Here is a 12,810-nt window from a genome sequence, read left to right on the forward strand (position 1 = left end):
CACTCTCTTATAAATCTATAGAAAATGTTTTATTATCGTATTTACGAACTGCTTGGCCTGTTACCAAAAGCTTACCAGCTCCTGCCGGAAACATTAATGTACCAAACTGACCAGCTCCCATTGGAAGAATATCCTTCTTAGCTTTAAATATCTCATCAGCGGTGATGCCTGTAGCATCAGCCTTTACATAATATAGGTGAGTGTATCTATCTTTTACACCCGGGCCAAGCTTTCTGGTGAATTGATATCTTATTCCTGTTATTCTGCTGTCTGGCTCGACTGATGTTGAAAATACCATTTCATTATCAGAAACAACCTTACCATATATGCATGGTCCTGCTATAGGAATCATTGGTGTGATTTCCTTTGTATCAAAGCTTAAATGATACAGATAATTATCCTCTAGCGGTGTGTCCGTAGTATATAAAAGCCCATCCGCCACTGGAAGTGCCACACATGCTCTATATGCCTGCTTACCAGTTACAACAGGTACAACCTGTTTAAAATCATCTTTGCACTCATATATGCCTGATTCACTGTCCTTATCTCCTGTTAAGATAAATACACTGTTTCGGCTTTTGCAAGGTATGATGCCGTGGATATGATATATGCTACCTGCCTCGAAGGTATAAACAATCTTCCAGCTTCCAGCTTCATCATTTCTTCTGAAGATATTCACTTCTTTATTTTCATGGTTCAAGTAATATTCGCCGTAGTAAATACCATCTGCGAAGCCCTCAATACCCTCAAGCTTTGTGAAGCATAGTGGATTATTCATCTGTGGCCTATATGCGTGCTCCAATGTGATTTCACCAGTGCTACAATCTACATGATAAATAGCCCCATGGTATGACACTAGTGCATGGCTTTCATCAACAAATATTCCGCATCTAGGCTCTAATCTAAGTGCTCTGGCAAATAGTCGCATTGAACCTAAAACAGCCTTAGCATTACCTACTGGAAGTACACCAAGTATACTTTGTTTTCCATCAACACTTTTAGCAAGGTACAGCTTTGGGCCCTTGCTAAAAAGATAATATTCATTTGAATAACATATTAATTTATTCTTTGAAACAATATTCATTTCATTTTACCATTTTGCTTATAAAATGTAAAAACAAGGAAGATGAGAATACAGATACCGCTAATCACCAATCCCACCTTCAATCCAGGTGTATAGTAATCAAACCTTACAGTATGCTCTCCAGCTGGTACCTTCACCATCATCATACCGCCCGATTCAATTATATCTAACTGCTTGTCGTCAGCATAAGCTGACCAGCCTGCATCATAAGGAACACTGAAATATACATAGGTATCCTTATCGTAAGCTGTAACACAGCTCATGCCATGTCCATCCTTATTAAATCCAAGTACTGCACCATCAAGGTGTTCGTTTACATAATCAGAAATTGATTTGTCTAAATCTATATCTGCTGGAGCACATCTTGGTAAATCAGCCTTTATTTCTTTTGTAAGACTATCAGCATCAAGTACTGCGCTGTCTAAAAGTGCGATACCGCGCTGATTCAAGTCCATGCTCATCAAGTCATCCTTAGTAATATAGGAATCTACTGCAAAGCCTATTGGGCAAGCTTCGCGCTCCATTAAATAGACTTTTCCCATATCTGTATCGTATTCAGCCACGCATAATCCAGGTACCTGCTCAAAAGCAAAATAATACTTACCTGCCAATAATTCAGCAACACCAGGCACATCATTTTTAGGCATTCCAACTACTTCTGCATAATAATCAAACAATGCCTCAAAATCACGTATGCTATTAGTATCTGTGGATGATTGATTTGTAAAACCTGCCACATGGGCTGTCATGCTAATCAAATTCATAGTATCGTTTAGTCGATACTGATTGCTAGGAAGCTCTAGCTGTGTAGCCACCTGATAACGCTGCTTGTACGCCTGATATCCCATCCAGTCACAAGTTTTATAGACAAACATTGTTGCAAACATAATACCAAGTGCAAAAATGGTCACATTAAAGGTCACAGCCTTCCACTTAATCTGTTCACCAGTGGCAATTCTACAGGTCACAAGAGCACCAATAACAGTTAATACCACGTATGTATAAAAGCGCTTTGGATTTGATATCCAATCTAATCCCTGCACATTTAATCTATTTAATACATTGATTACGATAACAAATGCAGCGATAAGAGAAATATATATGCCTGTTCCAAGCTTAATTGATTTTACATCCGGCTCCTCCAGCATACGCACTGAAGCTAAAGCTGCCATAAGGGTAAACATATACCACCAGCGCATCTGAGCTGCACTGTACATGTAGAACAAATCACTTAGAAGCGGAATAAAGCTTGCTACAGCCAGATAAACTATTAGCTTTGAAAGCCAGTCTTTTTTTCGAACAACATAAGCTATTACAAGCACAAGGCCAATCATTGGTAGATAGAAGCCATGGCTTGAAAATCTTGTAGTATAAACAGCACTAATACTAGTCATTGGATCTGCTGGAAGCAACAATGTCTTAAGAATATACATATATTCTGGAAGTGATGTCCTAAGCATTGAAAGAATTCCACCAAACTGGCCTGTACGTGGATTGCCTGATATAAAGATGATATTTGGTATGAACACAAAGGCAGCCATTCCAACACCTAAGATGCCGCACAGCACACACTTAACCGCATCCACCAACATGCCCTTTATATCCTTGCGGCCAAATCTGCAAAGATAATATATTACAAGGAAAACCACCTCTCCTACAAAGAAGAAATAGTTGATTATACAATTTAAAAATACAGTGAAAATGAAGAATGGATAATCCTTCTTTTCCTTCAATCTTTCCAACCCAATAAGCAGTAATGGGAAGAAACAGATTGCATCATGAAAATGATAGAAAACAAGGTTAACCAAAGAAAAGCCTGAAAAGGCATAAAGCACCGAGCCAAGTATAGCCCATTTGCTATCCTTTACAAACCTACGCAAATACAGGCAAGATATTAATCCTGCAAAAGAAAATTTAAGCATGAATAGCCATGCTACTATATATGGAAATGCATTGGCTGGAAACAGCATGCTTAACCAGAAAAATGGGCTTCCTAATTCGTAAAAGCTGAAGCCGTCCATAGTGGAAGTGCCAAGATCTATGTCCCAGCTGAAGCCACTGATGCCACTATCTAAAAGTGCATTGTGAAGACCTATTGTAAAAGGAATCTGCTGGTCATTAAAATCGTTTGTTAACACAAAAAAGCCTTCCCCCTTAATTACGAATGGTAAAAAAGAGAGAAAAGCTATAATAAAGCATATGAAGAAGGATTTCATATAATCCTTTTTTATGAATAGTTTAATTCTGTCCATCATTAAATCGGTATGACTCCAATCCATCTCTAAGCTGTTTTAATCCTAAATCCTTGCCTTCTACATAGATGCAAGGCATACGTCTTGATAGGAACAGGTTTGGTGCTTCTGTAACTGAATATGCACCACATCTATTAAATGTAAGAACATCGCCTTCTGCAAGTGTGGATAATTCTACCTCGCGAACCAGAACATCAGCTGTAGTACATAAGCTACCAACGATGCAGTATTTATCACTGCCATTTCTTACATCACTAACTGAAATCTCAGGTATCTTCATCCCTTGAATCTGCCCATAGTAGTTCAAATGATGTATACCACCATCCACTAGCACATAATTGATGCCCTTTGACTTTTTAATTTCCTTAACTGTAGTTTCGAATCTACCACAAGGACTGGCAATGAAACGTCCCATTTCGATACCAAGGTGAACATCCTTTTCTAAATCCTTAATAAGAGGAAGTGCTGTTTCGAAATTAGCAAAATCTTTATCATCTGAAGGACCATCAAAATATTCTACACCTGCACCTGGACCGAATTCCAAAAATGCTGGCATACTGCCTGTGGCATTCTTGTAGGCATCAAACAATGAATACAGATTATTTCTGTCTGCTTCAAATTTAGCCTCGCGAACCTTCTGTGTGCCTGAGAAATAATGAATTCCTGCAAGGTCTACATGGGGATAATCAGCTATGTTATTAACTAAATCCATGAGAGTCTCTTCATCCATACCAAACTGATTACCACTGGTAAGGCGAAGAAGTACCTTAGCCTTTTTATCTGCGGCAGCACATACCTTTTCGATAAGCTTAAGCTGTCTAGGGCTTTCTGCTGTGATAATATCTACCCTGTATTCGATAGCTTCTGTGATATCCCATTCTTCCTTTAAAAGACCAGAATAGATAATCTTAGATGCTGGGATGGAATCTGCCTTACAAATGGCAAGCTCGCCTGGGCTACAGACTTCTACATGGCGCACCATATCAATAATGTATGGCACCAAAAAAGGGTTAGCCTTGATAGAAAAGGTTAACTCAATATCAGGGACGAGGGATTTGATTCTATCCACTCGTTCCTGCAAAATATCCAAATTAAAAATGTATGCTGGTGTATTAATCATTATTTGCTAAGCAGCTCCACAAGTGAAACCATAGCATCTAATGAATTAAAGTGAGCTGCTGTAAGATACTGTGGCTCTACCTCTATGTTAAACTCTGACTCAAACTGTGAAATGATAGCTACGATATCAAATGACTCTAAAACGCCACCATCTACTAAATTATCTTCTGAAGCGTAATCAATATCAGGTCTTACGCCCTCTAAAATTGCAAGAACTTTATTTTTCATTTCTATACATCCTTTCAAGCTCTTTTAAATCGATTTTACTATTAGGCAACTTTGGTAAGGCATCTACTGCAAACATCTTTCTAGGTATCATAAAGCCTGGAAGAGTCTTTCTAAGAGCGATAGAAATATCCTTCACGGTCGCCTCGCCCACATAGTATAGCACAAGAACCTCATTATTTGCATCATAAAATGCAACATTCTCTCCCACGTGCTCTACTGTGCTAACTGCTGCCTCGATTTCGTCAAGCTCGATTCTATGTCCCATGTGCTTAATCTGGCGGTCTTTTCTTCCGTGGAATTCCAGATTTCCGTCAGGGAGAAGCTTTCCTATGTCTCCTGTTTTATAGATAAGCTCACGGTATTTATTATTGATAGGATTCTGTACAAAATCCTGGTTTGTCTTTTCAAGATTGCCATAATAGCCAAGTGCTAGGGTAGGGCCTGTTACGCAGATTTCTCCAAGCTCACCATCTGCTGCAGCCTTACCATCGTCTGTAATAAGGTAAATTTTGTAATCATCATAAGCCTTACCGATAGGCACTGAATCATAATCAAATGTATGGTCATCAACCACATAGTAGGTACATGAAGCGGTAGCTTCTGTTGGACCATACTGGTTAACGAACAGTGCTCCTGGCATGTTATCCATCCAGTATTTGAGTACTGGCTTTGTCATGACTGACCCTGAAAAGCATACCTTTTTGATGTTAGGCACACTATCATTTTTGAAAGCATGAAGTGTTTGAAGCAATGTCATGGATGATGATGTCCAGCCGATGGATGTAACGCCTGCATCATTCATGGCACCAAACAGCTTACCAGGCTGCATGAAATATTCCTTTGGTGTAAGGAAAGATGATGCGCCTGTCAAAAGTGGAATATATATATCACGAATCGCTGCTATGTAATCAAGTGGTGACTGATTGCCCAAAATATCATCAGCTGTAATGCCCATCACCTTAACGTATGATCTGATGTAGCACATTACGTTTCTATGGCTGGCAATTACACCCTTTGGCACACCTGATGAACCAGATGTATATATGATATAAAGAGGATCAAGCTCTGTCATTTCATTTCTTACAGCATCCAGCCTATCCTGCTGCACTGGGGATTTTTCCAATTCATCTACAGTAAGAAGCTTAACCTCAGACTTACCCACCTGATTTAGTATGTCGCTAACCTTTTCTGTAAGTGTTTCGCTAGTTACTACTGCTACTGGCTCAAGGTTTCCTAAGATTGCTTCTAATCTTTTGATAGGAAGTGTTACATCTACTGGTGCATAGATACGACCTGAGTATGCAACTCCTAAATAGCTTGCAATCATCTTTGGTTCCTTATCCATGATGACTGCGATAGGGCCTGCTGGAAGGTTCATGGCGATGATGCCGCTTCCTAGTGATTTAGCGATGTTGCTAACTTCAGAAAAGGTCAGGCCGTAGTTTATGTTTGAATATACTGTTTTGTTTGGATTGTTGGTTGTGCTAGATTCTAGCCATTCTAATATGTTTTTCATTTTGCCCTCATCAGTCAGCTGCGCTGACAGCTTCTCCCAGAGGGAGAAGCCTTTCCTTTTTATTTCTGGAATGATTTTTTCAAAATTGGGATTGGCTTTGCAAGATTTCCGAATACTGTCTCGCCGTCTTTTACGGCACGGCCTACTACGGAGCCCATGCCTACGGTTACGTCTTTTCCGATAGTGATTCGGTTCTTTACGTTGGCGCCGACACCGATGAATGTGCGCTCGCCAACCTCTACGAAACCAGCAAGTGTGGCCTGTGCTGCCATACAAACATTTTTGTGAAGGATGGATTCGTGGCCGATACTTACCAGGTTATCAAGCTTAACATTATCACCGATTACTGTTTCGCCACATGTAGCAAGCTCGATAACATCACAGGCACCAATCTCTACATTATTTCCAATTACTACTCTTCCAAGGGAAGGCATAGAAATTAAATCTCCGTTAGGGTCTTTAGCCTTTGTAAATGAATTGCAACCGATAACTACATTTTCGTTACAAATGAAATTGTCACCGATTGTAGCATGCTTAATCTTTGCCCCTGGAAGGATAAGCGCATTATCACCAATGTGTACATTAGGACCGATAAAGCAACCAGGATAGATAGTGCAATTCTCACCGATTGTAGAATCTGATGTAATGTAGTAGCCTTCCTCCTCGAAGAAATCTGGAAGTGGAGCTCTCACATCTCGATAATCTACAGCGAATAAGAAATATTCATACTGTGGATACTCGCAAAAGATTACATGGTTGTTTGCAATAATCTCATCAGAAAATGTAATGTTATCCTCTGCAAAAACCAAACAATCCTTATGCCCTTCCAAATTAGGTGCAAGGTATTCTACCTGTTTTTTGATAAACATAAATGTGTTATCTACAGGCTCACCTACATAGGATGTTCCGTTTAATGTTTCTATGAATTTTGCTTTTTCTTCTGCAGTCAACATAGTCATTCCTCTTTTCTTATTTATCTTCCCCAAGCTTCTCTTCCTGAACTAAATATTTAGGACGTGATTTTGTTTCCAAATATGTTTTAGCAAGATACTGCCCTTGAATTCCAAGGCAAAGCATCTGCACGCCAGACACAAGAAGGATTATACATACCATTGATGGCCAACCACTTGTTGGGTCACCAAATACCAATGTTCTAACAATTATTATTAATATAAATATGAATGCAACAAGGCACATGATTGTTCCTAGTATCGAAGCTATCATAAGCGGCGCTGTGCTAAAAGCCTCTATTCCATCTAATGCATAGATAAACAGCTTCCAGAAGGACCACTTGGTTTCGCCCGCTACACGCTCTACATTTTCAAACTCTAGCCATTTACGCTTAAAGCCAACCCAACCAAATATACCTTTGCTGAATCTATTATACTCGCCCATGTCAAGTATTGCATTTACTACACGTCTTGTCATCATCTGATAATCTCTGGCGCCATCCACGATATCTGCATCACTTATCTTATTCATAAGCTTGTAAAATCTTCTAGCAAACCATGAACGAATTGGTGGCTCGCCCTTTCTGTCTACACGACGTGTTGCCACGCACTGATACTCTCCGCTTTCAAGATAACCTAACATTTCTGGAAGAAGTGCTGGTGGATCCTGCAAATCCGCATCCATTATTACCACATAATCTCCTTTGGCATTCTGAAGACCGGCAAATATGCCAGCTTCTTTGCCAAAGTTTCTAGAGAATGATACATAATGTACTCTTTCATCCTTAGCGTTCAAATCCCTCAATACCTGTAAGGTGTTATCCTTTGAACCATCATCTATAAATAGATATTCTATATCTACTGATGGCATCTGTGATTCTATTCCTTTTACAGTTTCGTAAAAAATTGGTGCAGCCTCCTGCTCGTTGTAGGCTGGTACAATTATTGATAATAGTTTCTTTCCCATTTAATTAACTACCTCTTTACTGATAAAGATTCCCCTGATTATCTACCTTGTACAATTGCAATGCATCTACTACATTTCCGTTAGCAAATATACTAGCGTAGTAATCAGTTATTGCTTCTGTAGGGCTATAAATTGCTACATAATCAAAATTATTCTTAAGCAATTCTTTAAAATCTTCTACACTCATGCCTACCTCATCATTTTCATCGAGTGTGGCATTAAAATATACAGAACTTTCCATGAACCATCGTGGCTTACATATTGTAGAAAGAACTGGTGTATATAAATCATCGCTACTTTCGCCAATAACCAGGATTCTGGCATTCTCCTGACATTCGCTATTTATCACCGCTGCAAGAGCATTTACATTCTGCCTAAAAGCTAATGAATCCTCAACTGATCTACGGCTCACATAATAGTCTATATCATCTAATTTGCTATGGCGAACGCTAAGAAGCATCAAGCATGCTAACAATACCGGAAGTACCTTGCCATCCATATCAATAAGCATATCTCTAAGAAGCCAAAACATAAGTAACATTCCAGTCAAAAACATTATACCGCAATATCTATCGAAGGACGCCAGATTGATAGCCTCCTCTTCTACGAAGCGGGATATGTAAAGTGGAAACATAGATAATATATATGCAATGATTGCAATACCCGGTACAATGGCACCTGCAATTGCTGACGCTTTGCTAAGAACCCCTCGCCTGTACAAGCTAACATGTAAGCATACAAAAGCTACAACAAACAAAAACATGATAGCAGTGTAATTAAAGCCAATTCTTTCGTAATAAATATATCTATAGGTAATAGCAGCTCTAAAGTTATCATAAACTGTAGTGTAAAACTCACTACCATTACCTTTTATAGTATCAATAGTTCCTGCTATATCAAATGGCTGGCTAAACTTTTGGGCTGTGTCACTTACCGCCAACTCAATCTTCCATAACAGCTTTGCAGCTATCATAGCAAGCATCGGAATAAGGCAGCAAACACTGTATTTTGCTATACTCTTTGGGCTTCGCTGTATATCTGCCACCTTATTTCTAGATATATAATCAATGAAATAATATAGTGATACAAACATTGCCAAATAAATACCCACATCTTTAGAGATAGTAAGCACTGCACATAACATGCCCACATAGGTACTGTACAACCAATCCTTATTTTTAGTAACAGAGATAGCAGCGAATCCGCATCCTCCAAGGATTCCCAAAAATGGATCTATGTACAATGAAGAGTAGACCTCGGCAAAGAAATATAATGGAATAAATAGGCATATTGGCCAGCTTATTATTCCAACAAGCTTCTTTGAAATTGGCATATCCTTCATACCGGCAAACCATATCATTACTGATACTGCAAATAGTTGGTATGCGTAGTACACCTTCCATTCTGCGAAATCGCCAGTTACAGTCATATTAATCTTTTCAAGTAAATACTGAAACAATGACATTGCAGGTGGATAAGATGGAAAGATTGCTGTAGAGCCTGGTGCTGTTCCAAATGCATCAATACCTGTCATGATTACCACTGTATCAAGCCAGTGAGAGAACTCATCGGTATGCATAGCCAGTCTATCCTTGTTGAAGTAAGCAATTAAAATTGCCAAGACCGCAAAAATAATAGTTCCAGGCGTGATTAAATTAAAAATATTCTTTTTTAATGTAGGAGTTACTCCATTCTTACCTATCCAATAAAACGTATATACGTACATGGCCACAGCTGCCACACACACTATTATCCAGCCAATCCCCAACAGATTACACATGCCGCACAAAAACAGAAACAACACTATGCCCATACATGAAATAGGCATAGTGCTTTCAAATGTACGTCCTAATCTAAATGCCGCAAAAAAGCTGAATGCTGATATCACTAAAAGAAAAATAATAATCGCAAGCATCATTTACTCCTTGCTTTTAAATATAAATGCTCTCTGAATTGTATAATTAAATAAATACAAAATTATTTCCACTGGGACCTTAATGATTACTGGCGCAACCATAGGAAGTAGTGCCGCCAAATTTGTTACTGCCCAACCAGAAATTGTTCCAGAAACAACTACAAGTACTAAATATTTAGCAAGCTGTGCTCCTGTGTTTCCCTTTCCTTTGAAAACAACATTCTTGTTTAATGTAAAATTAATCAAGCAAGAACAAGCTCTAGCTATGTAAGTTGCAATCATAATTGGCGCGCCACAAGCACCTGCAATTATGAATACAATATAATCAATCAATGCGGAAAACAGTGATGCAAATGAGTACTTAATGATAATGCTATAAATCCTAATAGAATCTCTAACCGGATTAAAATGAGACGACTCGTTGTTATTCTCGTAAACTGTTTCAATTGTAACTTCCTGTATTCCAACACCATTGCTCTTAATATCTAAAAGCATGTTTGTCTCGTATTCGTATTTCTCTCCATCACATTTTGCTGCAATTTCAAGGAAGCTAAATGGTAAACCTCTAAGGCCAGTCTGTGTATCTGATACATTGATTCCACATGCCCATTTGTAAACCTTGCGAGAAATCCCATTGCCCATACGGCTTTTCCATGGAACATTATTGGTATCAAACTTTCTACATCCTAATACCACATCATTTGGATGAGCTTCCATACAATCTGCTATTCGCACAATATCTGCTGGTCTATGCTGGCCGTCCGCATCTACTGTAATTATTCCTGCTTCAGCAATCTCAGGATGAAGCAAACAGTAGTTTACTGCCGATTTAAGGGCGCGTCCTTTACCCTGATTAATTGCATGGGTAATAATAATTGCTCCCATTTCCTCAAGCTTTTTAAAAATATGAGCATACTCTGCCTTACCGCCATCATCAATTACTAATACATTTTCAAAGTACTCAAATATCTCCTCTGTAAGAGGCACAAGACTTTCTAATGGCTGGTATGCTGGTATTACTATTAATTCTTTTTTCATCATTAAATCCCTTTACATCTATTCCTTACTTAATAATACAAAATCACCTTCACGAGCAACCTCGTGTGTATATGTTTCAAGCAAGTATTTACCTGTTTCATTATCAACAAAATACTGATATTTATCATGGCCGGTATCAAGAAGAACATAATCAGCCATATTATCAGGATTAATCTTATAATAATCTATCAGCTTAGTATTAAGCTGTGTCCTTGCATAAACTGAATATGTAGCCTGCCAAGCATTACTATTTAAGTAGCCTGCACAATTAGCTCCAAATGCAACCAGCAATTTATTGTCAGCTGTTACATTTTCTTCCAAAAGATTAATGACAACATCATTAACCTCGTATTCATCCTGTGGAAGTGCTACGCCCTTTAATTCTCCTTCAGTAACGTAAATCATTCTTTCAAACACATGACAGAATCCACCGTTACTATCTGCCACCCAAATTCCCATAAAGAACATAGCAACTAATACAAGGAAGTTCTTCAGGCCGAAGTACTCGTGCCTCTCCTCACAGAATAGAAGAATCATCATAATTACTACATAAAGAGTCATATATCCTGGCTCTGTTACTTGCTGATTATTAAAAACAGACCAAACAATCTGAGCGACCACTGAAATAACAAACACAGTCCACATAGCCATCTTGTCCTCATCCTGTCTAGTGGCAAATGAACCTATTTTGACAAATTCACTTTTTTCTTTATCCCTCATAAAATAAGGGAACCAGAAAAAGATTATCAAGCAACCATATATAAATCTGGATGTGCTGATGCCTTCTATTCTAAGTAAGCACGCTGATATCATAAAGATAATAAAATATAGTGTTAAGATAGCCTTTTCAGCATATTCATCAATGCCTCTTAGCTTATTAAGTATCCACACAAATACTATTGGAATATAAGCAATCACTGCAAATACACCATAAGATAAAAGCATTATTCCAAAGCAAATATATACTGGATAATCATAATCCTGATTACCTAGATTCGGAAGCTGTGCTATTACATTTCCTAATCCGCTAGTAAATTGCAAATAAACAAGTACTAATCCGCCAAGCACAAAACATGTAATGACGTATAACACCACTGTAAGTGTAGGTGCCTCATCCTTTATTACAAGATAAAGCCATAACACTCCAATAAATACGGCCATTATTATCATAGATGGATAAGCCACTACTGCCACGCTGGCTGCAATAGCTGTCAGTAGTCCGTACACGATCTTTCTAGTCTTGTAAAACCTGAACATATAGCACATTATAAGAACCATTGCAAAATCACAGTATGATTTATATGAGAAATCCTTCCAGCCTATCACAAACATGTAATAGAAAATAACTGCTGGGAATGCTCCCTTTTCGTAATCGCTATCAACTAGCACTATATAAAGATAGACTGATATGATTAGACGTACTGTCATATAACAAATACGCATATATAAGACTAATCCTATATTCAAAGATAAGGATGCAAACAGCGGCTGTAGCACCTGATAGTATAATGCAAGCAAAGGATAGGTAAGCAAGCCACCTGTCTGTAGTGTCTCCCAACTATCTACAAACATATGCTGCCCCTGATATATCCCCTTATAAATAGATAACAGACCATTCTCGTCCACATAAAAACCATAAGAAATAGTGGCATAAGACAACATCACTATTATCGCTGCAATTATTATTTTGAAAATGTTATTCTTATTATCTTCTATTGTAATCATATTAAAGACCACCTAT

Annotated in this window: 10 protein-coding genes; all 10 read right to left on the reverse strand. The window is 38.3% G+C overall.

The features are described from left to right. Window positions 1–7 precede the first annotated feature (7 nt). From BM097_RS09980 to BM097_RS10025, 10 genes are read right to left on the reverse strand one after another with little or no spacing between them, the layout of a single operon-like run. Window positions 8–1,084 carry a hypothetical protein gene (locus BM097_RS09980; RefSeq protein ID WP_090548870.1) on the reverse strand — a complete coding sequence of 359 codons (1,077 nt, stop codon included), beginning with the start codon at window positions 1,082–1,084 and terminating at the stop codon, window positions 8–10. Further along, entirely contained in the window at window positions 1,081–3,363 is a 2,283-nt protein-coding gene (locus BM097_RS09985) for a YfhO family protein (protein WP_090548873.1), read from the reverse strand. The genes BM097_RS09980 and BM097_RS09985 overlap by 4 nt, the downstream gene beginning before the upstream one ends. Further along, window positions 3,323–4,456 (reverse strand): alanine racemase, encoded by a 1,134-nt coding sequence (locus BM097_RS09990; RefSeq protein WP_090548876.1) that lies wholly within the window; start codon window positions 4,454–4,456, stop codon window positions 3,323–3,325. The genes BM097_RS09985 and BM097_RS09990 overlap by 41 nt, the downstream gene beginning before the upstream one ends. Then, window positions 4,456–4,683, reverse strand: a complete 228-nt coding sequence (locus tag BM097_RS09995) for an acyl carrier protein (RefSeq protein WP_090548878.1) — start codon at window positions 4,681–4,683, stop codon at window positions 4,456–4,458. Before BM097_RS09995 ends, BM097_RS09990 begins: the two co-directional genes overlap by 1 nt. Then, window positions 4,673–6,199, reverse strand: a complete 1,527-nt coding sequence (locus BM097_RS10000; protein ID WP_090548881.1) for an AMP-binding protein — start codon at window positions 6,197–6,199, stop codon at window positions 4,673–4,675. Before BM097_RS10000 ends, BM097_RS09995 begins: the two co-directional genes overlap by 11 nt. Window positions 6,200–6,258: 59 nt before the next feature. Beyond that, window positions 6,259–7,152, reverse strand: coding sequence for a hypothetical protein (locus tag BM097_RS10005; protein ID WP_177197429.1), 894 nt, complete (start codon window positions 7,150–7,152; stop codon window positions 6,259–6,261). 16 nt (window positions 7,153–7,168) lie between these two features. Then, window positions 7,169–8,116 (reverse strand): glycosyltransferase family 2 protein, encoded by a 948-nt coding sequence (locus BM097_RS10010; RefSeq protein ID WP_090548885.1) that lies wholly within the window; start codon window positions 8,114–8,116, stop codon window positions 7,169–7,171. A gap of 16 nt (window positions 8,117–8,132) precedes the next feature. Continuing rightward, entirely contained in the window at window positions 8,133–10,031 is a 1,899-nt protein-coding gene (locus BM097_RS10015) for a hypothetical protein (RefSeq protein WP_090548888.1), read from the reverse strand. A 3-nt stretch (window positions 10,032–10,034) separates the two neighbouring features. Further along, entirely contained in the window at window positions 10,035–11,069 is a 1,035-nt protein-coding gene (locus BM097_RS10020; RefSeq protein ID WP_177197430.1) for a bifunctional glycosyltransferase family 2/GtrA family protein, read from the reverse strand. Between the two features lie 18 nt (window positions 11,070–11,087). Further along, the gene (locus BM097_RS10025) at window positions 11,088–12,794 is read right to left on the reverse strand and encodes a hypothetical protein (protein ID WP_090548893.1); all 1,707 of its coding nucleotides are present in this window, start codon (window positions 12,792–12,794) and stop codon (window positions 11,088–11,090) included. Window positions 12,795–12,810 lie beyond the last annotated feature (16 nt).

The organism is Pseudobutyrivibrio sp. OR37 (assembly GCF_900113655.1).
In the GTDB taxonomy this organism is placed as follows: domain Bacteria; phylum Bacillota; class Clostridia; order Lachnospirales; family Lachnospiraceae; genus Pseudobutyrivibrio.